This window comes from Streptomyces endophyticus (assembly GCF_035798155.1).
GTDB classification, from domain to species: domain Bacteria; phylum Actinomycetota; class Actinomycetes; order Streptomycetales; family Streptomycetaceae; genus Streptomyces; species Streptomyces endophyticus.
In genome coordinates this window covers 237,608-262,723 of sequence record NZ_JAOZYC010000001.1, presented here as the reverse complement: position 1 = coordinate 262,723, position 25,116 = coordinate 237,608, and the positions used below count along the sequence as shown (strand labels likewise).

The 25,116-nt window shown below is 71.5% G+C and carries 22 protein-coding genes; 12 read left to right on the top strand and 10 right to left on the bottom strand.

Annotated elements, in window-relative coordinates; all coding sequences use genetic code 11:
- Positions 1-66 precede the first annotated feature (66 nt).
- From OKJ99_RS01155 to OKJ99_RS01130, 6 genes are read right to left on the bottom strand one after another with little or no spacing between them, the layout of a single operon-like run.
- Positions 67-762, bottom strand: a complete 696-nt coding sequence (locus OKJ99_RS01155) for an ABC transporter ATP-binding protein (RefSeq protein ID WP_326013704.1) — start codon at positions 760-762, stop codon at positions 67-69.
- Positions 762-1,628, bottom strand: a complete 867-nt coding sequence (locus OKJ99_RS01150; RefSeq protein WP_326013703.1) for an ABC transporter ATP-binding protein — start codon at positions 1,626-1,628, stop codon at positions 762-764. Before OKJ99_RS01150 ends, OKJ99_RS01155 begins: the two co-directional genes overlap by 1 nt.
- The gene (locus tag OKJ99_RS01145) at positions 1,625-3,607 is read right to left on the bottom strand and encodes a branched-chain amino acid ABC transporter permease (RefSeq protein WP_326013701.1); all 1,983 of its coding nucleotides are present in this window, start codon (positions 3,605-3,607) and stop codon (positions 1,625-1,627) included. Before OKJ99_RS01145 ends, OKJ99_RS01150 begins: the two co-directional genes overlap by 4 nt.
- The gene (locus OKJ99_RS01140; protein WP_326013700.1) at positions 3,604-4,059 is read right to left on the bottom strand and encodes a hypothetical protein; all 456 of its coding nucleotides are present in this window, start codon (positions 4,057-4,059) and stop codon (positions 3,604-3,606) included. The genes OKJ99_RS01145 and OKJ99_RS01140 overlap by 4 nt, the downstream gene beginning before the upstream one ends.
- A complete protein-coding gene (locus tag OKJ99_RS01135; RefSeq protein WP_326013699.1) occupies positions 4,056-4,478 on the bottom strand; it encodes a hypothetical protein in 423 nt (140 codons plus the stop codon). The genes OKJ99_RS01140 and OKJ99_RS01135 overlap by 4 nt, the downstream gene beginning before the upstream one ends.
- Entirely contained in the window at positions 4,466-5,755 is a 1,290-nt protein-coding gene (locus OKJ99_RS01130) for a hypothetical protein (RefSeq protein WP_326013698.1), read from the bottom strand. Before OKJ99_RS01130 ends, OKJ99_RS01135 begins: the two co-directional genes overlap by 13 nt.
- Before the next feature lie 310 nt (positions 5,756-6,065).
- On the opposite strand from OKJ99_RS01130, the gene OKJ99_RS01125 reads away from it, so the two are divergent.
- From OKJ99_RS01125 to OKJ99_RS01105, 5 genes are all read left to right on the top strand, one after another.
- Positions 6,066-6,878, top strand: coding sequence for an IclR family transcriptional regulator (locus OKJ99_RS01125; RefSeq protein ID WP_326013697.1), 813 nt, complete (start codon positions 6,066-6,068; stop codon positions 6,876-6,878).
- A 40-nt stretch (positions 6,879-6,918) separates the two neighbouring features.
- Positions 6,919-8,499 (top strand): AMP-binding protein, encoded by a 1,581-nt coding sequence (locus OKJ99_RS01120; RefSeq protein ID WP_326013696.1) that lies wholly within the window; start codon positions 6,919-6,921, stop codon positions 8,497-8,499.
- A 43-nt stretch (positions 8,500-8,542) separates the two neighbouring features.
- Positions 8,543-9,079 carry a helix-turn-helix domain-containing protein gene (locus OKJ99_RS01115; protein WP_326013694.1) on the top strand — a complete coding sequence of 179 codons (537 nt, stop codon included), beginning with the start codon at positions 8,543-8,545 and terminating at the stop codon, positions 9,077-9,079.
- A gap of 119 nt (positions 9,080-9,198) precedes the next feature.
- Positions 9,199-10,344, top strand: a complete 1,146-nt coding sequence (locus tag OKJ99_RS01110; protein WP_326013693.1) for an aminotransferase class V-fold PLP-dependent enzyme — start codon at positions 9,199-9,201, stop codon at positions 10,342-10,344.
- A gap of 42 nt (positions 10,345-10,386) precedes the next feature.
- A complete protein-coding gene (locus tag OKJ99_RS01105) occupies positions 10,387-11,889 on the top strand; it encodes an amino acid permease (RefSeq protein ID WP_326013691.1) in 1,503 nt (500 codons plus the stop codon).
- Here the strand turns inward: OKJ99_RS01105 and OKJ99_RS01100 are convergent.
- On the bottom strand, positions 11,877-12,266 hold the full coding sequence (locus OKJ99_RS01100; protein ID WP_326013690.1) for a VOC family protein: 390 nt from the start codon (positions 12,264-12,266) through the stop codon (positions 11,877-11,879). The genes OKJ99_RS01105 and OKJ99_RS01100 overlap by 13 nt on opposite strands.
- Positions 12,267-12,403: 137 nt before the next feature.
- The gene (locus tag OKJ99_RS01095; RefSeq protein ID WP_326013689.1) at positions 12,404-13,669 is read right to left on the bottom strand and encodes an NADH:flavin oxidoreductase/NADH oxidase family protein; all 1,266 of its coding nucleotides are present in this window, start codon (positions 13,667-13,669) and stop codon (positions 12,404-12,406) included.
- A 122-nt stretch (positions 13,670-13,791) separates the two neighbouring features.
- Here OKJ99_RS01095 and OKJ99_RS01090 point away from each other — a divergent pair, with 122 nt between their 5' ends.
- Both OKJ99_RS01090 and OKJ99_RS01085 read left to right on the top strand, forming a co-directional pair.
- Positions 13,792-14,397: a TetR/AcrR family transcriptional regulator gene (locus OKJ99_RS01090; RefSeq protein ID WP_326013687.1), complete on the top strand. Its 606-nt coding sequence runs from the start codon at positions 13,792-13,794 to the stop codon at positions 14,395-14,397.
- Between the two features lie 88 nt (positions 14,398-14,485).
- Entirely contained in the window at positions 14,486-15,199 is a 714-nt protein-coding gene (locus OKJ99_RS01085) for an AAA family ATPase (RefSeq protein WP_326013686.1), read from the top strand.
- On the opposite strand, the gene OKJ99_RS01080 is transcribed toward OKJ99_RS01085, so the two are convergent.
- Together OKJ99_RS01080 and OKJ99_RS01075 are read right to left on the bottom strand one after the other, a co-directional pair.
- Positions 15,184-17,013 (bottom strand): glycoside hydrolase family 2 protein, encoded by a 1,830-nt coding sequence (locus OKJ99_RS01080; RefSeq protein ID WP_326013685.1) that lies wholly within the window; start codon positions 17,011-17,013, stop codon positions 15,184-15,186. The genes OKJ99_RS01085 and OKJ99_RS01080 overlap by 16 nt on opposite strands.
- A 160-nt stretch (positions 17,014-17,173) precedes the next feature.
- A complete protein-coding gene (locus tag OKJ99_RS01075) occupies positions 17,174-18,190 on the bottom strand; it encodes a LacI family DNA-binding transcriptional regulator (protein ID WP_326013684.1) in 1,017 nt (338 codons plus the stop codon).
- Between the two features lie 213 nt (positions 18,191-18,403).
- Here OKJ99_RS01075 and OKJ99_RS01070 point away from each other — a divergent pair, with 213 nt between their 5' ends.
- The 5 genes from OKJ99_RS01070 to OKJ99_RS01050 all read left to right on the top strand — a co-directional run bounded on the left by OKJ99_RS01070 (position 18,404) and on the right by OKJ99_RS01050 (position 25,115).
- Positions 18,404-19,717 carry an ABC transporter substrate-binding protein gene (locus OKJ99_RS01070; RefSeq protein WP_326013682.1) on the top strand — a complete coding sequence of 438 codons (1,314 nt, stop codon included), beginning with the start codon at positions 18,404-18,406 and terminating at the stop codon, positions 19,715-19,717.
- Between the two features lie 8 nt (positions 19,718-19,725).
- On the top strand, positions 19,726-20,646 hold the full coding sequence (locus OKJ99_RS01065; RefSeq protein WP_326013681.1) for a carbohydrate ABC transporter permease: 921 nt from the start codon (positions 19,726-19,728) through the stop codon (positions 20,644-20,646).
- Positions 20,643-21,551, top strand: coding sequence for a carbohydrate ABC transporter permease (locus OKJ99_RS01060; protein WP_326013679.1), 909 nt, complete (start codon positions 20,643-20,645; stop codon positions 21,549-21,551). Before OKJ99_RS01065 ends, OKJ99_RS01060 begins: the two co-directional genes overlap by 4 nt.
- A complete protein-coding gene (locus OKJ99_RS01055) occupies positions 21,548-23,911 on the top strand; it encodes a glycoside hydrolase family 31 protein (RefSeq protein WP_326013677.1) in 2,364 nt (787 codons plus the stop codon). The genes OKJ99_RS01060 and OKJ99_RS01055 overlap by 4 nt, the downstream gene beginning before the upstream one ends.
- A 100-nt stretch (positions 23,912-24,011) precedes the next feature.
- A complete protein-coding gene (locus OKJ99_RS01050) occupies positions 24,012-25,115 on the top strand; it encodes an epoxide hydrolase family protein (protein ID WP_326013676.1) in 1,104 nt (367 codons plus the stop codon).
- Position 25,116: the final 1 nt, after the last annotated feature.

Sequence of the window (25,116 nt, the reverse complement as noted above, 5' to 3'; positions counted from 1 at the left end):
CCTCCGGAGCGGGTACGAAGCGGTGTGCAGGGGGTCAGGTGGAGCGGGGTCAGGTGTGCGCGGGGGTCAGGTGTGCGCGCCCAGGTACTGGGCGACGAGCCGGTCGCTGTCCAACTCACCTGGTTCACCGGCGAATTCGATGCGGCCGCGGTTCATCAGGTAGACGTAGTCGGCGAGTTCGAGGGCGCGGGAGACGTACTGCTCGACCAGGAGCAGGGCGCGGCCGTCCTCGGCCAGCCTGCCGAGGAACTCGAAGATCTCGTCGACGACGACGGGGGCGAGCCCCATCGACACCTCGTCGAGCAGTACGTAGTCGGCGTCGGTGACGTAGGCGCGGGCGAGGGCGAGCATCTGCTGCTGGCCGCCGCTGAGCGAGCCCGCGAGCTGGCCGAGCTTCTCCTTGAGGATCGGGAAGGCGGTGGCGGCGCGTTCGACGGCCTCGTCGAGGCTGCCGCCCGCCGCCTGGATGAGGATGTTCTCCTTGACCGTCAGGGTCGGGAACACCCCGCGTCCTTCGGGGACATGGCAGACACCTGCGCGGGCCAGGGTGTGCGGGCGTTTGCCCGTGAGGTCCTTGCCGTTGATGGTGAGGTGCCCGGAGGTGGGCGTGAGGAGCCCTGACGCGACTCTCAACAGGGTGGTCTTTCCGGCGCCGTTGGTGCCGAGGAGCGCCACGACGGACTGCGGCGGCAGCCACACACTCACTTCGCGCAGGACGCGGGCGCCGCCGTATCCGGCGTCGATGTCGTCGAGTTCCAGCACTACGCGGCCTCCGATCCCAGGTAGGCGGCGCGCACGGCGGGGCTCGCGCGCACCTCGGCCGGACTGCCCTCGAAGATCATCCGGCCGAAGTCGAGTACGTAGAGGTGGTCGCAGACCGACATGACGAGACCCATGTCGTGCTCGACGAGGAGCACACCGCAGCCGCGTTCGGCGACGACCCTGGTGACGATCGCGCCGAACTTCTCGGTCTCGGCGGTGTCGAGGCCCGACGACGGCTCGTCGAGCAGCAGGAGCTTGAAGTCTCCGGCGAGGACCCGGCCGAGGTCGACGAGGCGGCGCTGCCCGGTGGAGAGCGAGCCCGCGATCTCGTGGCGCAGGGCGCGCAGTCCGCACAGTTCGAGCACCTCCTCGGTGGCGGCCCGCACGGCCCTCGTCTCGGCGGGGGTGGACAGGAGCTGCTTGAGGGGGTTGCCGCGGGCGAGCCCGGCCTCGCGTCCGAGCGCGATGTTCTGCTCGACCGTGAGCGAGTCGAACAGGTCCATGCGCTGGAAGGTCCGGCCGAGGCCGAGTTGGGCGCGGGCGGCGGGCGGCCGCCCGGTGATGTCCTTGCCGAAGAGCCGGATCTCGCCCTGGGACGGCCGCAGCAGTCCTGAGCAGGCGTTGAAGGTGGTGGTCTTCCCCGCGCCGTTGGGCCCGATGAGCCCGGTGACGCGGCCGAGCGGGGCGGCGAAGGCGGCGGAGTCGACGGCGGTGTTGCCGCCGAAACGGATGGTGAGGTCGTCGATCTCCAGGCCGTCACCGCTCGGGCTCATCGCGCTCGGGCCCTGCGTGCTCGGGCTCAACGTGCTCGCGCTCTGCGTACTCGGGCTATGCGTGCTCGGGCTCTGCGTCTCCTTCTCGTTCATCGCGCCGTCTCCTTCCCCAGCCCCGCGCCGACCCGGACCCGCGCCGGTGCCGCCTGGGCGATGCGCGCCTTCTTCGCCGCCGTCAGGCGCTGTGCCGCCGGGCCCGGCATCCCGAGGCGTTCGTCGGCGCGTGAGGCGCCCGGCTCATCCGGCGCGGGCGCCCCCGTGCCCGTGCCGCGGCGCTTCGACGCCCCCGCCTCGTACAGGGCGACGAGGAGCGCGCCGAAGCCGAAGATCACGGGGAGGGCCTGGGAGAAGGTGTCGTTGGTGAGGTAGGCGGGGACGACGGCGACCAGGACCGCCGCCAGCGGTGGGCCGGCCGCGCGCAGCCCCGCGCACAGGACCAGGACGGTCAGCCAGGTCAGCGAGGTGTACGAGAGGAAGGGCGCGCCCGTGGCCGAGCGGCCCTGGGACGCGTAGAGGGCGCCCGCGACGCCGGCGACGAACGCCGAGATGGCGAAGACGGTGACGCGGGTGACGTTCACCCCGAGGCCGAGCGTGGAGAGCGTCGTGGGTGAGTCGGCCATCGCGCGCAACAGACGTCCGAGGCGGCTGCGGCCGACGAGCGCGATGAGCAGGGAGCCCGCGACGGCGAAGGCCAACAGGACGTAGTAGAAGGATTCGTCGTTCTCGAAGAGGCCGGGGCGGGGCGCGGGCAGGGTGTTGGTCTTGCCGAACATCCAGGACGTGCCGTAGATCGCCCGTTCCAGGAGCAGCCCCAACCCGAAGGTGGCCAGGGCGAGATAGAGGCCGGAGAGCCGGATCGCGGGGATCGCCACCAGCATGCCGACGGGCACGGCGACCACCCCGGCGAGGAGCACGGCGAGCAGCCACGGAAGCCCGGCGCCGACCGCGAGGTGCGAGAACGTGGACGAGCCCACCGCGACCAGCGCGGCGTGCGCCAGCGAGACCTGGCCCGAGGTGCGGACGAGGAGTTGCAGCGAGGCGAAGATCAGGACGTACACCAACGCCGAGGAGTAGACGGGGAGTTTGGAGGCCGCGACGAGCGGGACGCAGCCCGCGAGCACCACCGCGACCACGGCCACGATGCGTCCGGTCGCGCGGCTCACGAGCGGTTTCGAGGCAGGCGCCGGCCGGTGTCCGCCGATCTCGGCGAGTCTGCGGCGGCCGACCAGGAGCAGTACGGCGAACAGGACCACGAACGGCATCGCGGGCGGCAGGCCGGAAAGTGTCTCGGATGTGGAGACCCACTTGGTGGCGAGGGCGGAGAGTACGCCGATGAGCAGCCCGCCCGCGTAGGTGAGGGGGAGGCTGGAGAAGAGGCCGACGGCCGCGGCTCCGTAGGCCTGCACGACGAGGAGCGTCAACAGAAGGACGTCCAGGCCGAGTTGGGGTGCGAGCAGGACGCCGGACGCGGCGGCGACCCAGCAGCCGATGAGCCAGGCGCGGGTGCGTACCGCGAACGCGCTGGTCCCGGAGAGTTCCAGCAGGTCCGAATCGTCGACGACGGCCCGCATCCGTACGCCCATCGAGGACAGCCGGAAGAAGGCGAAGAACCCGAGCGCTCCGGCCGCCGCCACGATCGCCGAGGTCAGCTGGTCGATGCCGACGTGCACGCCGATCACCGTGACCGTGTCGGTGGGCAGGAAGCCGGGGAAGTCGAGGGCCGAGCTGCCGTATCCGGCGATCAGCGCGCTGGTGATGACGAGTTGGAGTCCGACGGTGGCGACGACCTTCGTGGCCACCGTGGCCGCGGCGAGCGTGCGCGTGACGCGTTCCATGAGCAGCGCGATGACCGGCGGCACGACGACGACGGCGACGGCGAGCGCCACGGGCCAGGGCAGTCCCCGCAGCGTCCGCAGGTCGTAGTACACGAACGCGGAGATCGCGGCGATGGCTCCGTGCGCGAAGTTGAAGATGCCCGAGGTCTTGTAGGTGAGGACGAGGCCCATGGCGGCGAGTCCGTACACGGATCCGGTGGTGACGCCGACGACCAGGAACGGCAGCAGTTCGTTCATGGCGCACACACCCCGCACGGTTCGCCCGCGCCGACCGGGGCCGGCGTCACCTCCTTGCCCGCGACCAGCGGGCAGTCCGGCTGGTGCGGACGGTCCATGCCCTCGGCGCGCACGAGCGGCAGGGCCAGCGTGTCGTCCGTGCTCCTGGTGCGACGGGTGGGCCTGGGCCGCGTGTCCTCGTCGTCGTCCGCGGGCGCGAGGGCGATCAGTGCGACGCGCCGCTCCCCCAGCGCCCGGCGCGCCCGCAGCAGCCAGAGGCAGAGCCCGCCCGCGCCGACCGCGAATCCGGCGGCGCCCAGGTTCAGCCAGGCCGCCTGCCGCGCGGTCGACACCGTGGCGCTCGCGCCGAACCACGCGGTCACGATCAGCGCGAGCCCGGCGAGGCTGGTGCCGCAGACGGTGACCACGTCGCGGTCGCGCCAGGGCACGGCGCGCGCGTCGACGCCGCTCATCGAAGGCTCCCTTCGGATGCGGAAGCCATGGGAGTCGGTGTCTCGTCGCCGCCGGGGGTCTCGACGGACGGCCGGGTGTCGGGGGCCGGCCCGGACGAAGAGGGTGTCGCCGAGGACGGAGGGGGTGTCGCCGCGGACGGAGGGGGTGTCGCCCCGCCGCCCGTCCGCAGCGCCTGTTCGATCCGGTCGAGCTTGCGCCACTCGTCGCGCAGGTCGGCCGAGAGCCACAGCGCGCTGGAGAGACCGAGCAGGAACAGGCTGCCGAGCCCGGCGCTGACCACGTACGGCAACTGCTCGGCGGGGTACGGCGTGCCGCTCACCCCGCGCCAGCCGAGGACGAGGGTCACGGCGCCCGCGAGCGCGGTGAGCGCGGCGGTCAGCCGGTCCCACTGACTGCGTATCCGGGTCACGAGGTCCATCGAGTCTTCACTCCCAACAGGCGCAGCAGGGTGCCGGCGGCGAACGTGGCCACGGCGCCGAACGCGAGCACGATGTAGAGGCCGGTGACGCCCATGTCGGTCGGATTGGTGGCGAGTTGGACGGGTCGGGTGTCCGTGGGCCCGGGCGACGATCCGCCGCCGTCGGACGGTGTCTTCGGGGTGTCGGCGCCGCCTCCGCCGGCGGGTGCGGGCGCGGCCGCACCGCCGCCTCCCGTCCCGGAGGGGGCCTGCGGGGCCGGGGCGGGTGGCATGGCGCCGCTGCCGGGAGGTGCCTCGACGCGGCCGGCGTCGGCGGAGGCGCGGCCGAACACGTAGGTGACGGTGTAGACGGACCCGGACGCGGTGTCCTGCTGGCGGGCCCGCACCTCAAGACCGGCGGACACGATGCCGTGCTTGGTGCGTTTCTCGTCCAGGTAGCGGATCTTGACGCCCGCCTTCGCGAGGGCCTGCGTCAGCGCCTCGGCTGGGTCGGCCCCGCCTCCGCCGGGCAGCTTCAGGGCCTGGCCCGCGACCTTGAGGCCGTCCGGTGTGATCTCCACGCCCTGGCCCGCGATCTCGGTGCGGCCGATGGTGAGTTCGGAGTCGCGCGCGACCTTGCCGGACCGGTCGACACCGGCGCTGGCGGAGCTGAGGATGCGGCCGATGTCGAGGACGCCGTTGACGGACCAGGGCCTGGTGTCGGCGCTCGCCTCCGCCTTGCCGGTGAGGGCATCGGGGTCGACGGAGGAGCCGGCGGTCGTCTTGGTGGAGGCCCCCGTCCCGTCCTGCCCCAGGACCGTCCTGGCCTCCGCCTCGGTGGATGTCTTGGTGCTGTGCGCGCGCATCGTGTGCGGGTCCTGGCCGGCCTTGGCGCTGTCCTCGGACGGGTACTTGGAGGTCGCGTACAGCGGGTAGTCGGGGAACTTCTGCCCGGTCTGGCTGCCGATGAGCGCGGGCGCGGAGATGACCGTCTCGCCGGGGTACGGGCTGCTCGCCCACCCCGAGGACTCGCCGACGGAGTAGTTCACGCAGGACTTGGCCACCGGGATGCCCGCCCCGGCGGGCGCCGACAGCAGTGTGTCGTTGCTGGCGCTCACGGTCACCTGTACGCCCTGCGCCATCGCGGTCACCGGGCAGTCCTCGCCCTCCGCTGCTTCCGGTTCGGCGGCGCCCGCCGGACCGGCCGCCGTGGGCAGCAGCACCAGAAGCGCGGCCGTGCCCGCCCCGCAGAGCGCGCGGGTCCGCCGGGGGACGGCGTGGGATCCTCGCACGGACATGGATGCCCTTCACGTAGACGTGGCCTTGGGACCCAGCCGGATTTGACAGACCGTCAGATCCGGCTGGCCTGCCGCACTCTGTGGGCGCACGGCGCCACCCGGAAGGGGCCCGGCGGCCGCATCCCGCTCACCGGGCCCGCCACTCCCGCTCAGTGGGACTCACCGACGGACGGCCGCGCCCTAGCGGGGCCTGTGAAGAAGTGAGGATTCTGTACATGCGTGGCAGGAGCCCGGCAAGGGACTCCCCCGCACACCCGCCTACGGTCGACACTTGGCGATCCCGGTCAGCACGCCCACCAGGGAGGCGACCATGACGACACCGGCGACGGCAGACACCAACACAGCAGAGCACCGCGGCACGTCCCACGCCCCGATCTCCATGATCGAGCGCATGACGGTCATCCTCGACGCGTTCGACCCGCACACCCCGAGCCTGTCCCTGCTCGACCTCGCCGACCGCACGGGGCTGCCGCGCTCGACGCTGCACCGCATCCTCGACCAGATGATCCGGCTGCGCTGGCTCACCCACTCCACCGGCGGCTACCGCCTCGGCATGCGCCCGCTGGAGCTCGGCGGGCGAGCCGCGGGGCACAGCGAGATCAGGGACATCGTCACGCCGCTGCTGCACGAGATGTGCCGGCGCACCGGACTCGCCGGACACCTCGCCGTCCTCGACGGCCGCGAGGTGGTCTTCCTCGACAAGGCGGGCGGCCGCCCGGCGGCCCGCCTTCCCACCCGGCTCGGCGCCCGGCTGCCCGCGCACACGACGGCCGTCGGCAAGGCCATCCTCGCCACCCTCGAACCCGGCCTCGTCGACTCGGCGTACCGCGGGGCGCTGCCCCTGAGCACCGCGCGCAGCCTGCGCACGGCGGCGGATCTGCGCCAGGAACTGGCCCGGATCCGGGGGCGTGAGGGCCTGGCCGTCGACAACGAGGAGACGCTGTCGGGCATCCGCTGCATCGCCGCGCCCCTGCGCGGCTGCGGCCCGGCCACGGCGGCGCTGTCCCTGTGCGGGGACCAGCAGGCGGTCGACTTCAAGGAGCTGGCGCCGCTCGTGCACGACCTCGCGGGCGAGGCGCGGCGGGCGCTGTTCCCCCGGCTTGGCGGGCAGCGGACGGGGTAGAGCCGATTCGGGACCCCGCTCTCCCCAGGAGGCCGCTGCCATGCCGGAAACCGTCACCGGGCTCGACGCCCTGTCGTACGAGCCGCTGACCCCCACCGCCCACCTGGACCGTGCCGCCTCGGCGCACGGCGACAGGATCGGTGTCATCGACGGTGAACGGCGGTGGACCTACGCGGAGTTGCACGAACGCTGCACCCGCCTGGCGGGAGCTCTCGCGCCGCTGGCCGACGGGCGCCCGGTGGCGGTACTGGCGCCGAACACCCACGTACTCCTCGAGGCGCACTACGGCGTGCCGTGGGCGGGCGTGCCGCTGGTGGCGGTGAACACGCGGCTCGCGGCGGCCGAGGTGGCGTACATCCTGAGCCATTCGAAGGCGGCCGTGCTGATCCACGACCCGTCGTTCGACGTCCTGGTGGACGACGCGCTGGCCCGCCTGGACACCCCGCCCCGCCGCATCAGGGCGGGCGAGGAGTACGAGTCACTGCTGGCCGGGGCCGAGCCGCTCCACCACACCCCCTCGGACGAACGCTCCCTTCTCGCCATCAACTACACATCGGGCACGACGGGCCGCCCCAAGGGCGTGATGTACCACCACCGGGGCGCGTACCTGCAATCGGTGGCGATGGTCGCCCACACCGGCCTCACCCCCTCCGCCGTGCACCTGTGGACGCTGCCGATGTTCCACTGCAACGGCTGGTGCTTCCCCTGGGCGGTGACCGCGGCGGCAGCCACGCACGTGTGCCTGCCGAAGCTCGACCCCGCCGAGGTGTGGCGGCTGATCCGCGAGGAGGGCGTGACCCACCTCAACGGCGCGCCCACGGTCCTCTCGATGATCGCCTACGCCCCGGAGGCGGCCCCGCTGCCGACGGGGCGCACCATCCGCATGGCGACGGGCGGCGCCCCGCCCTCCCCCGCGATCCTGCGCCGGATGGGCGAGTTGGGCTTCGACGTCACGCACCTGTACGGGCTCACGGAGACGTACGGGCCCGCGATGCTGTGCGACTGGCGCCCCGAGTGGGACTCCCTGGACGGCGCGGCGCAGGCCCGCCTCAAGGCGCGCCAGGGAGTGGGCAACATGATCTCGTGCACGGCCCGCGTGATCGCCGACGACGGCACGGACGTCCCGGCGGACGGCACGACCACCGGCCAGATCGCGCTGCGCGGCAACAACGTCATGCTCGGCTACTTGGACGACCCGGAGGCGACGGCGGCCGCCGCACCGGACAGCTGGTTCCGCACCGGCGACATCGGCGTCGTGCACCCCGACGGCTACGTGGAACTGCGGGACCGCTCCAAGGACGTCATCGTCTCGGGCGGCGAGAACATCGCCTCGGTCGAGGTCGAGCAGGCCATCATGGACCACCCGGCGGTCCTGGAGGCGGCGGTGATCGCGGTCCCCGACGAGCGCTGGGGCGAGGTCCCGGCCGCGTACGTCACCCTCCGGGACGGCACCTCGGCGACCGCGACGGAGATCATCGACCACGTCCGCACCCTCCTCGCCCGCTTCAAGGCCCCGAAGTCGGTGACCTTCTGCGAGCTGCCCAAGACGTCGACCGGGAAGATCCAGAAGTACGTGCTGCGGGAGAAGGCGTGGGCGGGAGCGGAACGGCGCATCAATTGACGGGCCCCTTCGGCACACGGCCGATCTGGTCTAGCCTCGCCCCGTGATCGGCAATCGGATACGTGAGCTGCGCAAGGCCCACAAGATGACCGTGCGGGAGTTGGCGTCGGCGGCCGGGGTGTCGACCGGGCTCGTGAGTCAGGTCGAGCGCGGGCTCACCGACCCCAGCCTGGAGACGCTGCGCCGGCTCTCCGCCGCGCTCGGGCTCCCGCTGTTCGACCTGTTCCGGCAGGACGAGGCGGAGGAGATCGCACTGGTGCGGCGCGAGCGCCGGATTCAGGTGCGCTCGCCGCAGGGCGGGATCGAGTACACGCGGGTGTCGGCCGGGTCGGCGCGGCTCGAGGTCCTGGAGGGCACGCTGGAGCCGGGCGGCGCGTCCTCCGACGAGCGGTACAGCCATCCGTCCGAGGAGTGCGTGCTACTCGTGAACGGCAGCCTCGTCGTCGAAGCGGGCGACGGGCGCTACGAGTTGGGGCCGGGCGACAGCTGCACGTTCGACTCCCGTGTCCCGCACCGCTACGTCAACGAGGGCGGGGAGACCGCACGGTTCCTGGTGAGCGTGACGCCGCCGAGCCGGTGACCCCACGGGCCAGGTGGCCACAAGTACCCGCGCCCGCACACCCATTGACGCGGCACGCACCGGACTGGTTCGATCACCCGCACTGAACAAGTTCACCGGGATTGAATGCGAGTCGCCCCGTGCCGATCGACACCTTGGACACCCCCGAACGCTTCCGCGCCCGGTTCCCCTCCCTCAAGGACACCGTGCACCTGGCCAGTTGCAGCCAGGGAGCGGCGTCCGAGCACATGCTGGCGGCGCTCCAGGAGTTCCAGTGGTCCATGCGCAGCCACGGCGCGCCGTGGGGCGAGTGGATGGTGCAGGTCGACGCCGCGCGGGCCGCGTTCGCCGCGCACATCGGTGCCACCACGGACGAGATCGCGGTGGTGAGCTGCGCCTCCGAAGGGGCGTACCAGGTGGCCTCCACGCTGGACTGGTCGCGTCGTCCGGGCCTGGTCACGACGGACATGGAGTTTCCGTCCATCGCGCATGTGTGGCTGGCGCAGGGCGGGCGGGGCGCGCAGGTCCGGCACGTGCCGGACCAGGACGGGATCGTCCCCGCCGCCGGGTACACGTCCGCGATCGACGACACCACGAACCTCGTCTCCATCCCCCTGGTGTCGTACCGCAACGGCGTCCGGCTGCCGGTGACCGAGACCGTCCGGGCGGCGCGGGCCGCGGGCGCGCGGGTGTTCATCGACGCGTATCAGGGCCTCGGTGTACTCCCCGTCGACGTACGGGAGTTGGACTGCGACTACCTGGTGTGCGGCGCGCTGAAGTATCTGCTGGGCGTTCCCGGCATCGCCTTCCTGTACGTGCGGGACGGCGTGCGCGACGAGGTGGCGCCGCAGCTCACCGGGTGGTTCGGGCGGGTGGATCCCTTCGGTTTCGATCCTCGTTCGCTCGACTTCCCCGACACCGCGCGGCGCTTCGAGACCGGCACGCCGTCGATCCCGTCCGCGTACGCCGCCGCGGCCGGACTGCGCACGCTGGCGGAGGTCGACGCCAAGGACGTCGAGGCACACATCCGCGAGCTCACCGCGTACGCACACCGGCGCCTCACCGAGGCCGGCGAGACCCTGGCCTCACCGGCCGATCCCGAACTGCGCGGTCCGCAGGTGGCGATCACCGACGCGGCCCCGGACGCGCTGGCCGCCGCGCTCGGCGAGCGCCGCATCGTCACCAGTCCGCGCGGCACCCTGCTCCGCGTCTCGTTCCACTACTACAACACCCTCTCCGACGTCGACGCGCTGATCGCCGCGCTCGGCGAGATCCGCGACAAGTAGCAGCACGTCCAGGAACACCGCACCCACCACGGAGCGAGTGACATGCCCGACGACGCCGGCACCAGCAGCGCAGCGGTATCGCCGCCACCTCAAGACCACGGCCTGAAACGGTCCCTGACCGGGCGTCAGCTCAGCATGATGGGGCTTGGCGGCGCCATCGGCACCGGCCTGTTCCTCGGTTCGAGTCTCGCCATCTCGGCCGCGGGACCGGCCACGGTGATCGCCTACGTGGTGTGTGCGCTGATCGCCCTGGTGATCGGCTGGGCGCTCGCCGAGATGACATCCGTGCACCCGGCGGCCGGCTCCTTCGGCAGCATCGCGCGGCACTATCTGGGGCCGCTCGCGGGCTTCGTGATCCGCTGGACGTACTGGACGATCCAGGTGATCGCGATCGGCGGCGAGGTGATCGCGGCCGGTATCTACGTGCGCTTCTGGTGGCCCGAACTCCCGCTCTGGCTCCCGGTGGTGGCGTTCTCGCTGCTGCTCCTGGCGGCGAACGCGCTGAGCGTCGGGGTGTTCGGCCGCCTGGAGTACTGGTTCTCCACCATCAAGATCACCGCGATCGGTGTGTTCGTCCTGCTGGGCTGCGCCTACGTGTTCCTCGGCCTCCCGGGACACCCCGCGGTCGGCACCTCGAACCTCTCCGGCCACGGCGGACTGCTGCCGCACGGCATGAGCGGCCTCGCCACGGCCTTCGTCTTCGTCATCTTCAGCTACATCGGCACCGAGATCATCGCGGTGACCGCGGCCGAGTCCGAGAACCCGGTGCGGGACATCCCCCGCGCGGCCCGGCGGATGGTCGTCCGCCTCGCGCTCTTCTACGTCCTGGCCATGGCCGTCGTCGTCACCGTCGTGCCGTGGACGCGCACCGCGAAGGGCGGCGACGTCACGGCGAGCCCCTTCGTCCAGCTCTTCGACGTCGCCGGCATCCCGGCGGCGGCCGGCGTCATGAACTTCGTCGTCCTCACCGCGGCCCTCTCCAGCGCCAACGCCAACACCTACCTGGCCACCCGCATGATCCACTCCCTTGCGGTGGACCGGCACGCACCGCGCCTGTTCGCACGGGTCAGCGCGCGCGGCGTTCCGCACCGGGCGCTCGCCGTGTCCGGCATCGGCCTGGGCGCGGCCGCGCTCCTCTCGGTCCACTCCGAGGACACGGCGTACATCCTGCTCTTCGGCATCTCGGTGTTCGGCGCGCTGGTGGTGTGGATCCTCATCCTGGCCACACACCTGGCCTTCCGCCGCCACCGCACCCGGCACGCCCTCCCCGCCTCACCGGCCCGGCTGCGCGGCGCGCCCTTCACCACCGTCACGGCGGCCCTCATCCTCGCGGCGATCCTGGTCTCCACCCTGTTCATCGAGGGCCTGGACGACTCCTGGAAGGCGGGCCTGCCGTTCTTCGCGGTGCTGGTGGTGGTGTACCGCTTCGGGGCCCGGCGGTACGAGACGGCGGGGGCATTGCCGGACAGTACGCTGCCGGAGGGGTCGGTCCCGGCCGCTCGCGCGCCGGGTGAACTCGCCGACGAGCCGGATCACTCCAGGTAGTGGGCGCGCCCGTCGTCGTCCATTTCCACGGACCCGTCGGGCAGGATGCAGAACTCGTTGCCCTCCGGGTCCGCCATCACCAGGAACCCGCCCTCGTCGTACTCCTCCAGTCGCCGCCCACCGAGCGCCTCGACCCGCTGCTGTTCGGCGGCCAGGTCGGGTGAGGTGAGGTCGATGTGCATGCGGTCCTTGCCGGGCGTGGGCCGCGGATTCCGCTGGAACCCGAACACCAGGCCGCCCTCCCGGCGCAGCCAGATGTACGGTCCCGTACGGCTCTCGACCGGCCGCCCGAGCAGCTCCGCCCAGAAGGCGGCGAGCCGCTCGGGGTCCTCGGCGTCGACGACAAGGGCCGCGATCTGCAGGGGTTTCGCTGTCATGCGGTGACCTCCAATGGGGTGCCCGTGCGCACATCTGGGGTGCCCGTGCGCGCATCACTCCCCGTTCATCGTCGTGCCCAAGCCTCGCCGCGCAACCCGCCGCGGGCTTCGCGCCGCGGTCAGGCGGCCCGGTGCGGTCAGGCGGCCCGGTGCGCGGTGGCGTCCGTCGGCCGCGGCGCGCTCAGCCAGGTGCGGTAGCGGCGCAGGGCCGGTCGCTGGCGGCCTTGTTCGCAGAGCAGGGCGCGCGCCGGGTGGGTGCCGGGCCTGGGGTCCCGGCCGTGGGCGATGCGGCGCATCTGGTGGCGGACCTGGGCCATGGTGGCGGCCGATGCGAGGGCCTTGTCGGACCAGGTCACCGGACGCAGCTGCCGGTCGGCCTCGCGCTCGTCGCGCCAGCGGTCGGGCAGGTCGGGAGTGACGGAGAGGGCGGTGCCCATCCCGACGACGGCCACCCCGCTGTCGAGGACCCGCTCCGCGGTCTCACGGCGGGTGATGCCGCCGGTGAGCATCAGCGGCATCGGGCTCTCCTTGACGAGGTCCTTGGCCAGGTCGAGGAAGTAGGCCTCGCGGGCCTGCGTGCGGTCGTCGGCGGGGCGGCCGGTCATGGCCGGGCTCTCGTAGCTGCCGCCGGACAGTTCGACGAGGTCGACGCCGAGCGGTTCGAGCATCTCGATGACCTGGCGCGCGTCGTCGGCGTCGAACCCACCGCGCTGGAAGTCGGCGGAGTTGAGCTTCACGCCGACCCCGAAGGAGGACGGGACGGCGGCGCGCACCGCGCGGACGATGTCGAGGAGCAGCCGGGCCCGGTTCTCCAGCGAGCCGCCCCATGCGTCGGTCCGCTTGTTGACCAGCGGAGACAGGAACTGGGACAGCAGATAGCCGTGCGCGGCATGGATCTCCACGCCGTCGAAGCCCGCCTCCTCGGCGCGCCGGGCCGTCACCGCGAAGCGGTCCACGGTGGCGGCGATCTGCTCGGGAGTCATGGCGGTGGGGCTGCCGAACCGGCCGCTGTGCCGCCCCAGGTCGACGCCCACGGCGGAGGGGCCCCACACCACGCCGGGCATTCCGGACTGCACTTGGCGGCCGGGGTGGTTGATCTGCATCCACAGGGCGCCGCCGCCCGATTTCCCGGCTTCGGCCCACGCGGCGAACGGCTTCAGCGGCGCGGCCTCGTCGAGCACGACGCCCGCGGGGCCGGTCAGCGCCTCGGCGTGCACCATGACGTTGCCGGTGATCAGCAGTCCGGTACCGCCCGCGGCCCAGCGCCGGTACAGCGCCAGAAGGTGCGGCCCTGGCAGCTGTCCCTCGTCGGCCAGGTTCTCCTCCATGGCCGCCTTCGCGATCCGGTTGCCCAGTACCTGTCCGGATCGCAGGGCCAACGGCGAGAACAACTCGCTGGTCATCCGAATCCCTCTTCTCTGTCCGTGCCTGTCGGCGCGACCGCGCGGGGCGATCACCTAGAATGTATGCAGCGCCCACATTAGCCAGAGAATGTAAGCGGTGCATACATGAGAGGGTGTGTCCTGTGCCACAAGCGACCGCGTACCACCACGGCGACCTGCGCGCCGCCTGCCTGCGCGCGGCGCGCGAGCTGCTGGAGGAGGACGGCAGCGCCGCGCTGTCGATGCGGGCCGTCGCACGGCGCGCGGGGGTGTCACCGACCGCGCCCTACCGGCACTTCCCGGACCGCGAAGCGCTCGTTTCCGCGGTCGCGGCCGAGGGCTACCGCGAGCTCGCCGAGCACCTGGTCGCCGCCCACCCCACCCCCGTGACCCCGGACGAGCTCGCGGAGGTCGCCGTCGCCTACGTCCGCTTCGCGCTCGACCACCCCGCGCTGTTCCGGGCGATGTTCGCCGAGCCCTGCGACCCGGACAACGAGGAGCGCGTCGCGGCCACCGCCGCCATCGAGGACTACGTACGGGACACCGTGCGCCGGGCCGTCCCCGGCGCCGACCCGGACACCCTGTGGACCCCGGTGTGGGCACTCGTCCACGGCCTGGCGTTCCTGCACCTCGACGGCAAGTTCGACGCCTCCACCCCGGACGCGGTCGCCGACCAGGTCAGCACCGCGTTCCTCGCCCTGTTCACCGCCGCCCCCGCCCTCGCACAGGCGGCCGCCGCACAGCACTGACGCGCAAGGCGGCGACTGTCAGTGCTGCCTGTGATGATGAATCCATGCCGAACGCACCGTCCGCGCGCCCCGCGAAGGGCCGCACCCGATGATCGTCGAACGCGCCCATGTGCCGGTCGTCCCGACCGGCCGGGCGGCCGGTCAGTGGCCGTGGTCCGTGCCGTGCATACAGACCCTGACCGCCGAGGGGCTGCGCTTCACGGCGCCGGTGACGTTCCTCGTCGGTGAGAACGGTTCGGGGAAGTCGACGCTGGTCGAGGCGCTCGCGGAAGGGTTCGGCCTGGACTCGTGGGGCGGCTCGCACGACTGGCGCTACGCGTCGCACCGGCAGAAGTCGGTGCTCGGCGAGCACATACGGTTCGACGCCGCGCCCCGCGGCCGGCGCATGCTGGGCAGCTGGTCGGCCCGCAAGGGTTTCTTCCTGCGCGCCGAGACGGCGATCGACGCGCTGGACCGGGAGGGCTTCGAGCCGGACTCGGTCAGCCACGGCGAGGGCTTCCTCGCCGCGTTCCGCGGCAAGTTCCTGCAGCCGGGCCTGTACGTGCTCGACGAGCCGGAGGCCGCGCTCTCCTTCACGTCCTGCCTGGAGTTGCTGGGCCACATCTCCGAGCTCACGAAGGTGGGTGGCCAGGTCGTCTGCGCCACCCACTCCCCGCTTCTGACGGCACTGCCCGGCGCCGACATCCTCGAACTCGGCGAGCACGGGATGCGGCGCAGCACCTGGCAGGAGCTGACGCTGGTCGACCACTGGCGCCGCTATCTGGCCGACCCGCACAGCTATCTACGTCACGTACTCGACTGACCGTCCCCCTCGATGGCGGCGGGCCGCACCTGCGCCGCGCGCACCCGCGCCACGTCCAGCTTCTCGGAGCGGTCGAAGCGGTAGATGCCGTTCTGCTCCTGGAAGACGTCGGTGAGCTGCGTGTAGCAGTAGCCGAACATGTCCGGGTCGGTCAGGAGTACACCGGTGAGTCCGGCGAAGCGGTGGTGGAACTCCTCCTCGTCGCGCGGGCGTTGTCCGTATCCCCACGAGACCTCGCGGTCCTCGCCCGCGGCCTGCGCCTCGTCGGGGTTCCACCAGATGCCGCCGAACTCGCTGCAGAAGTACGGCTGTCCGCGGTACGGGACGGACCAGGTGGCGTCCGGCGTCTCGTCCTGCGGGTTGATGAACGGCTCGCCCTTGGCGAGGCCGCTCATCAGCTTGCCGAAGACCTCCGGGTTCTGCTCGTAGCAGTGGGAGTCGTAGATGTCCGTCTCCGGTACGCGGTGTGCGTAGCCGGAGGCGTCGAGTACGGGGCGGGTGGTGTCGGCGGCCTTGGTGGCGAGGAACATCGCGCGGGTGACGTCGTCGAGGACACTTCGCCGGTCCGAGAGCCGCTGGCGTGTCTCGTTGAGCGGGCACCAGCCGATGATCGACGGGTGGTTGTAGTCGCGCTCGACGGCCTCCAGCCACTGCGCCACGAAGCCGCTGGTGGGCTGCTGGTTGTCGGTGCTCACGGGGCCCGTGTTCGCCCCCCAGTCCCCGAACTCGCCCCACACCAGGTAGCCGAGCCGGTCGGCGTGGTGCAGGAAGCGCTCCTCGAACACCTTCTGGTGCAGGCGGGCCCCGTTGAAGCCGGCGGCGAGGGAGAGCTCGATGTCGCGGACGAGCGCCGCGTCGTCGGGGGCCGTCATCAGGCCGTCGGGGTAGTAGCCCTGGTCGAGGACGAGGCGCTGGAAGACCGGTTCGCCGTTGAGCAGTACCCGCTTGCCGTCGACGGTGACGGAGCGCAGGCCCGCCGTGCACACCGCCGAGTCCACGACCGCGCCGGACGCGTCGACGACGTCGAGGTGGATCTCGTACAGGTGCGGGTCCTCGGGCGACCAACTCCTGCGCCGCTCCTCGGGGATGGCGAGGACGAGGCGCGGCGCGAGGTCGAGGTGTGCGGCGACCGAGGCCTCGGACACCGTGCCCTGCGCGTCGGTGAGGCGGGCGCGGACGTGGTGGCCCGCGCGGCTCCCGGCCAGCGGGAGGTCGAGGTGGAAGCAGCCCGCGGCCAGGTCGGGGGTGATGCGGGGGCGGCCGAGGTGGGTGTCGGCGACCGGTTCCATCCACACCGTCTGCCAGATCCCGGTCGTACGGGTGTAGAGGCAGCTGTAGTTGGCGTAGCGGTCGGACTGCTTGCCGCGCGCCTGGGGGCCCTTGGCGTCGTCCCTGGCCCGCACGACGATCGTGGCGTCCTCGCCGGGCCGCACCGCATCGCCCAGGTCGGCGCTGAACGAGGTGAACCCGCCGCTGTGCCGGGCCACTTCCCGCCCGTTCACCCAGACCGTCGCGTCGTGGTCGACGGCTCCGAAGTGCAGCACCGCCCTGCGCCCGGCCCACTCGGCGGGCACCCGCACGGTACGCCGGTACCAGACGACGGCGTGGAAGTCGGTGTCACCGATGCCGGACAGCTCCGACTCCGGGCAGAACGGGACGGTGATCCGCTCGGGCAACTCGGCGTCGACCAGGCCGCGTTCGAGGCCGCTGTCGCCGGGGTCCCGGGCGAACTGCCACGGGCCGTTGAGGTTGAGCCAGTCCGTCCGGACGAAGCCGGGGCGCGGGTACTCCGGGCGGGGCAGGTCCTGGGCCATGCACTCTCCTGGGTCGTCGTGACGGGCGCGTTCGAGGTGCACCGTGCGGCGCGCTGCACGCACCGCCGAACCGGCTGCCCTCGACACTCATCTCAGCATCGTTTTACATCGCTGTAAATGAGAACCGGAGATCTCCCGGGCCACCGAGCTCCCGCACCGTTCAGACAGCCGGCCGCGGCGCGCTCTCCCGGACCACCAGCGAGTGCGCGACGAACTCGTGCCGGCCGAGCCCGTCGAAGCCCTCGATGCGCTCGATCAGCAAGTCGAGCGCGCGCCGGGCCAGTTCGGCCTCGTCGGCCCGTACGCAGGTCAGGCTCGGCCGCACCGCCGACGCGAGCGTGCTGTCGTCCCAGCCGGTGACGGCGACGTCCTCCGGCACCCGAAGACCCCGCTCCCCGAGCGCCCGCAGCGCGCCCAGCGCGACCAGGTCGTCGCGGCAGAAGACGGCGTCCGGCGCCATGCCGTCGTCGAGCGCGGCCCCGAGGGCCCGCGCGGCGGAGTGCGCGTCGGCCACCCGCCCGGTGACGATCAGGGACGCGTCGACCGGAAGTCCGCAGTGTTCCAGGCCCTGTTGGTAGCCGATGAGGCGCTGGCGCGACGTCTCGCTCGGCGCCGACTCCTCGGCGCACAGGAACGCGATACGGCGGCGCCCGAGTGCGGCGAGGTGCTCGACGACCTGCGCCGCCGCGGCGATGTTGTCGATCCGCACGTGGTCGAGGGTGAGCGGCGCGGCGCTCTCGCCCAGGAGCACGACGGGAACTCCCCTGCGGTGCTGGGCGATCTCCGTGGAATTCAGCCAGGACGGCTGGAGGAGCACGCCGTCGACGACGCCCGCCTCCTGCGCGGACAGCATCGCGCGCTCGACGTCTGGGGCGTCGCCCGACTCCTCGAGGAGCAGCCGGTATCCGCGCTCGCCGGCCGCCCGCGACAGGACGTGGGCGAGTTCGGCGAAGTACGGGATGCGCAGGTCGGGGAAGGCGAGCGCGATCATTCCGGTGCGGCCGGTGGCGAGGTTGCGGCCGCGCAGGTTGGGCCGGTAGCCCAGTTCGTCGATGGCGCGCTGGACCTTGGCGCGGGTGCTCTCGCGGACGTGCACATAGCCGTGGACGACGTTCGAGACCGTCTTCGTCGAGACGCCGGCGTGCTGGGCGACATCGCTCAGGCGGACGTTGGGCACTTCGCCTCCTGGTGGGCCGACGCGGGGACCGCGTGGACTGACGCGGGGACCACGCCTGGTGGGACGCTCCGCCGACTGCGCGCCGAACCCTACCTGTTGACACCCAAATTTACAGCGCTGTAAGTTCGCCGCGCTCTGCTCGTAACGGAACTCACACACCTCCGGGCCCGCACGCCCCGAGGTCGCGTGACACCACTCCCAGGAGGCGACGAGGTGACGATCGGACCAGAGCGAGCCGCGATCCGGGGTGCCCGCGGCCCGAGCCGGCGCGGCTTCGTCGCCGCGACCGGGGCCGGAGCCGCGCTCGGCGCCCTCGGCCTCACCGGCTGCGGCGGCGACGCGTCCGGGCAGTCGCGGACCACCATGCGCTTCTATCTGCAGAAGCGGGAGGTCATCGCCTACTTCGACAAGGTGCTGGGGAAGTTCGAGCGAAGCCGGCCCGGGGTGCGGGTGGTGCACGACACGACGGATGCCATCGCGCCGCAGTTCGTCCGCGCCCAGCCCGCCGACGTGGGCTGCTTCAACAACAACCTGGAGCTGGCCCGCTACATCGAGCGCGGCGTGCTCTCCGACGTGTCGGACCGGCCCGCGGCCCGCCGCATCACCGGGAGCGTCGCCCAGCTCGCCAAGCAGTACGCGACGTATCCGGGCCGCACCAGCGTCCTGCCGTACTCGCTGGCCGCCGCCGGAGTCATCTACAACAAGAAGATCTTCGCGAAGTACCGCCTTCCGGTGCCGACGACGTGGTCCGAATTCGTCGACGTCTGCAAGGAGTTGCAGGCCGCGAAGGTCACACCGATCTACGCCACCAGCAAGGAGGAGTGGACGGTCTGGCAGGGCCTGTTCGACTACTGCGCCGGTGGGCTCGTCGACACCGCGTCCTTCTTCCGCAAGCTGCGCGAGCAGGGCACGGACGTCGGCCCGTCCTCGCCCGTCTCGTTCCAGAAGGACTTCGCCGAGGCCATGGAACGGGCCCGTACGCTCACGAAGTTCTACAACCGGGACGCCGCCACCCGCTCCTACCCGGACGGGAATCTCGCCTTCGGCAAGGGCCGCGCGGCCATGTATCTGCAAGGGCCCTGGGCGCTGACGCAGATCGCCGCGGTCGATCCGCACCTGGACATCGGCACCTTCCCGCTGCCCGTCACGGAACGGGCCGCCGACCGCAAGGCGCGCGTGAACATCGACCTCGCGCTGTGGATCCCGACCGGGGCCGACCACCCCGACGAGGCCGAGGAGCTGGTCGACTTCCTGATGCGGCCCGAGATCATCGACGCCTACAACCGGGACAACCTCGCGTACGGAGTCACCAAGGACGCGCCGGCGGCGAAGGACCCGCGGCTGTCCGGGCTTCAGCCCTACGTCGACTCGGCTGCCTTCTACCTCGGTGCGGGCACCTTCATCCCGCCGTCGATCCCCGTGGGCAACTACCTCCAGACCGCGATCGCGACCGGCGACTTCGACGCGACGCTCCGCCAACTGGACGCCGACTGGCGGCGGATGGCGATCCGCTCCTCCACGAAGTAGGAGACCTCATGGCTGTGCCTCCACCCCTCCCAAGAGGTGCGTCCGTCGCGCCGTCCGCCCGACGGCGGCGCCGGGTCGAACCCGTCTACTACTGGTTCCTGCTGCCGACGCTCCTGCTCTTCACCGGCCTGGTCCTCGGCCCGGCCCTGGTCGGCATCTTCTACAGCTTCACCGACTACGTGGGCTTCGGTGACTGGCAGTTCACGGGCCTCACGAACTACGTGGCACTCTTCTCCGACCCGGCGATCTGGGACTCGTACAAATTCACCCTCGGCCTCGCCCTCGTGACCGTGGTGCTCGCACAGAGCGTCGCGCTGGCGCTCGCGCTCGGCCTGACGAGCCGCGTGCGGTTCCTGACGGCGCTGCGGAGCGTCTTCGTCATCCCGATGGTGATATCCGGGATCGTCGCCGCGTACGTCTTCAACTACCTCTTCGCCAACTCCCTTCCCTCGCTGGCCACTTCGGTCGGTTTCGGTCCGCTGGAGGAGAGCATCCTCGGCAATCCCGACCTGGCCTGGATCTCCATCATGGTCGTCTCCGCGTGGCAGACGATCCCGGGCGCGCTGCTCATCTACATCGCCGGCCTGCTGTCGATCCCCGGCGAGCTGTACGAGGCGGCCTCCATCGACGGCGCCTCGGCCTGGCGCAGATTCCGGTCCATCACGCTGCCCCTGGTCTCCGGCTACCTCGTCATCAACACGATCCTCGGCGTCAAGGGCTATCTGAACGCCTACGACATCATCAAGGGCCTCACCGACGGCGGGCCCGGCACCGCGACCCACAGCGTCGCCATGAAGATCTTCACCGGCTACTCGGACGGCGACTACGCCTACCAGATGTCCAACGCCACCATCTTCTTCGTGCTCACGGTCGCGGTGTCCCTGCTGCAACTCCTGGCCACCCGCGGAAGGGGGCTCCGGCTGTCATGACCACCACTCTCCCGCCGTCCGAGCACACCACACGGCACGAGCCACCGCTGCGGCAGGCCGTCGCCCGCGCCCGCCGCCGCGGCAAGGACGCCACCAACCGGCCGGTCACCCTGCTGCTCGTGGTGGCCTCGCTGACGGTCCTGGTCCCGCTGTACGTCACCGTCGCCATGGCCCTCAAGTCCTCCTCGCAGGCCGCCGAGGGCGATGCCTTCGCGCTGCCGTGGCCGATCGACCTGAGCGGCTTCGCCGACGCCTGGCGCATCACGAACTTCCCCGTGTCGTTCACGATCTCCGTGGCGGTGGCCGCGGCCTCGGTCCTCGGCACGCTGGCGCTCAGCTCGCTCGCCGCGTACGCGATCGCCCGCAACTGGGACCGGCGGGTCTTCCGCTGGTCGTTCTTCTATCTGCTGGGCGCGATGTTCCTGCCGTTCCCGGTGGTGGCGCTGCCGCAGATCAAGCTGACCGCGCTGCTGGGCATCGACAGCCCGGTGGGTGTGACCCTGTTGCACATCGTCTTCCAGCTGTCGTTCAGCGTGCTGCTGTACACCGCGTATCTGCGCTCGATCCCGATGGAGTTGGAGGAGAGCGCGCGCATGGACGGGGCCACGACGTGGCAGATCTTCCGGCGCATCATCCTGCCGCTGCTCGGGCCGATGAACGCGACCGTCGGCATCTTCGCGTTCCTCGCCTCGTGGAACGACTTCATGCTGCCCTCGCTGATCACGTCCGATCCGGGGCTGCAGACGCTGCCGGTCCTCCAGAACATCTTCCAGAGCAAGTTCGACACCAACTACAACGTCGCCTTCGCCTCCTACCTCATGGCGATGGCACCGACCGTACTCGTCTACCTGTTCTCCCAGCGCTGGGTGATCAGCGGCGTGACCCAAGGGGCAGTGAAGGCATGACAACGGCAGCACTCAGCAGGATCCCGGCCCACCCCCGCGCCCAGGACGCGTCGGTCCTGCGCGGCGACCACTGGCGTGTCACCGTGCTCACCGAGGGGCTGCTACGCCTGGAGTGGTCCGAGGACGGCGGGTTCGAGGACCGCGCGTCGAGCTTCGCGCTCCACCGCGACCGCCCCACACCCGAGTTCACGGTCCGCGAGAGCGACGACGCGCTGGAGGTGTCCACGGGCCGCCTCCATCTCCTCTACGACCGGCGGGAGTTCAGCGCGAACGGCCTGGTCGTCACGGCCCCGGCCGGTGGCCGGTGGCGGTTCGGCGAGCGGCGCCCGGACAACCTGGGCGGCACGGCTCGCACCCTCGACGACGCGGACGGCCGCATCCCGCTGGAGGACGGTGTCGCCGCCCGCGACGGGATCGCCGTCATCGACGACTCGGCGTCCTTCCTCTTCGACGAGGAGGGGTGGGTGGCATCGCGCGAGCCCGGCCGCCTCGACCTGTACGTCTTCGCGTACGGCCACGACTACGGCGAGGCGGTGCAGGCCCTGTACGCGCTGTCGGGGCGCCCGCCGGTGCTGCCGCGCTGGGCGCTGGGCAACTGGTGGAGCCGCTACCACGCGTACACCACCGACACGTACCTCGATCTGTTCGACCGCTTCGACGCGGAGAAGCTGCCGTTCTCCGTCGCCGTGATCGACATGGACTGGCACCGCGTCGACTCGGTGCCACCCCGGTACGGGACCGGCTGGACCGGCTACTCGTGGGAGCGCGAGCTCATCCCCGACCCGGCGGCCTTCCTGGGCGAGCTGCACCGCCGTGGCCTGCGGACCACCCTGAACCTGCACCCCGCCGACGGGGTCCGGCCCTTCGAGGACGCGTACCCGGAAGTGGCGCGGGCGGTGGGCGTGGATCCCGCATCCGACGCGACGATCCCGTTCGACCTCACCGACCGGGCGTTCCTCGACGCCTACTTCCGTCTCCTGCACCACCCGCTTGAGGACCAGGGCGTCGACTTCTGGTGGGTCGACTGGCAGCAGGGCAGCACGTCACGGATCCCCGACGTGGACCCCCTCTGGCTGCTGAACCACTTCCATTTCCTCGACTCCGGACGTGAGGGCCGCCGCCCCATGGCGTTCTCCCGCTACGCCGGTCCCGGCAGCCAGCGCTACGGTGTCGGCTTCTCCGGCGACACGGTGGTGTCCTGGGAATCCCTCGCCTTCCAGCCCGAGTTCACGGCGTCGTCGGCCAACATCGGCTACGGCTGGTGGAGTCACGACATCGGCGGCCACACCCGCGGCGTCCGCGACGACGAACTGGCCACCCGGTGGATCCAGTTGGGTGTCTTCTCCCCCATCCTCCGGCTGCACTCGGCGAACAACCCGTTCATCCGCAAGGAGCCGTGGCAGTTCCCTTCCGAGCCCCGGCAGGCGATGGGCGATGCCCTGCGCTTCCGGCACCGGCTCGTGCCGTACCTGCACACCATGAACCACGTCGCGGCGACCGGCACACCTCTGGTGCGCCCGATGTACCACGTGGCGCCGGAGCGTCACGAGGCGTACGACGTGCCCAACCAGTTCACCTTCGGCAGTGAGCTGATCGTGGCCCCCGTCACCACGCGCCGGGACGAGGTGACACTGCTCTCCTCGACACCGGCCTGGCTGCCGCCCGGCACCTGGACCGACATCTTCACCGGCACGGTGTACGACGGCGACCGCCACATCGAGCTGCACCGGGGCCTCGACGGGGTGCCGGCCCTGCTGCGCGGCGGCGGCATCCTCCCGCTCACCGGCCCTGACGACCTGGACGCCACCCGCAACCCCGACCACCTGGAACTGCTCGTCGCGCCCTCGGACAGCGGCACGTTCACCCTGGTCGAGGACGACGGCCAGGGCGACGGCACGAACCTGCGCACGGTCACCACGCGCCTGGAGTGGAACGCCGAGTCCGGCGCCCTGCGCATCGGCCCGGCGGACGGCCCCGACGGCATCGTCCCCGCCGCCCGCACCTGGACGGTCACCTTCCTGGCGGACCTGCCCACGGGCACGGCCCTCGTCGACGGCGAACCCTCTGAAATCACCGGCAGGCCGGGCCGGTTCAGCGTCACGGTCGAGGCCGCGGACACCTCGGGCGTCACGAGGGTCGAGGTGAAGCTGGGCTCGCCGCTCCACCCGGACCGCACGCGGGACACCATCCAAGGCATCCTCGCGGCGGCCCAGTTCGACAACCCCACGAAGCTGGAGATGTGGCGCATCGTGACCTCCCCCGGCCCATTGACGTCGAAGATCTCGGCGCTGCACGCGCTGCGGGTTCCGGCGGGGCTGCTGGGCGCGGTGGTGGAGCAGTTGACGGCTCGGGAGGGGTGAACCGGCCGCCCGGACCGCGCATGCCGACGATGCGTTGGCGTCGCGCGGTCCGGCTACTACGCTGGATGCGCCTATCGGCGACGGTGCGAGGGGGCAGCAGATGAGTTCCGGGATCACGCCATACCGTGTCGACATCGCGCAGTCCGAACTGGACGACCTCAGCGCCCGGCTGCACAAGACCCGCTGGCCCCGTCAGGTGCCGGACGCGGGATGGAGCCGTGGCATGCCGACCGCCCAGGCCAAGGAACTGGTCGACCGCTGGCTCAGCGCGTACGACTGGCGGGTCTGGGAGGAGCGGCTGAACCGGCACCCGCAGTTCACGACCGAGATCGACGGGCACGGCATTCACTTCCTGCACCTGCGGTCACCTCATGCCGATGCCTTCCCGCTGCTTCTCCTGCACGGCTGGCCGGGATCCGTGTTCGAGTTCCTGGACGTCATCGAGCCGCTGACCGAGTACGGCCATCACCTGGTGATTCCCTCGCACCCGAACTTCGGCTTCAGCGGCCCGGCGGGCGCGGGCTGGGACTCCCACCGGGTCGCCCGCGCGTACAAGGAGCTCATGGCCCGCCTCGGCTATACGCGATACGGCGCCCAGGGCGGCGACTTCGGCGCGTTCTTCGCCCCGGACCTGGGGCGCGTGGACCCGTCGCACGTGGCGAGCGTGCATGTGAACGCGGCGACGGTCGGGTTCATCCCCTTCGGAGGGGCGGAGGAGGGCGCGGAACTCACCGAAGGGGAGAGCGTCCGTCTCGCACGCATGAAGAACTTCCTCGACGACGGCTCCGGCTACTTCCAGATCCAGGCCACCCGGCCGCACACTCTGGGCTTCGGTCTCGCGGACTCACCGGCCGGTCAACTCGCCTGGATCGGCGAGAAGTTCCACGACTGGGCACACCCGGCCGGCTCGATCGACCCCGACGTGGTCCTCACCCACGCGGCGCTCTACTGGCTCACCAACACCGGCGCCCCTTCCGCGCAGATGTACTACGAGACCATGCACACCACGAGCCGTCCGACCCCCTCGACGACCCCGACCGGGGTGGCCAACTTCGCCGAGGACGTCGCAATCCAGCGGTTCGCCGAACCTCTCAACAACATCGTCCACTGGGCCGAGTACGACCGGGGCGGTCACTTCGCCGCCCTTGAGGTCCCCGAGCTGTTCACCGAGGAAGTCAGCGGATTCTTCGCGAAGCACCGCTGAT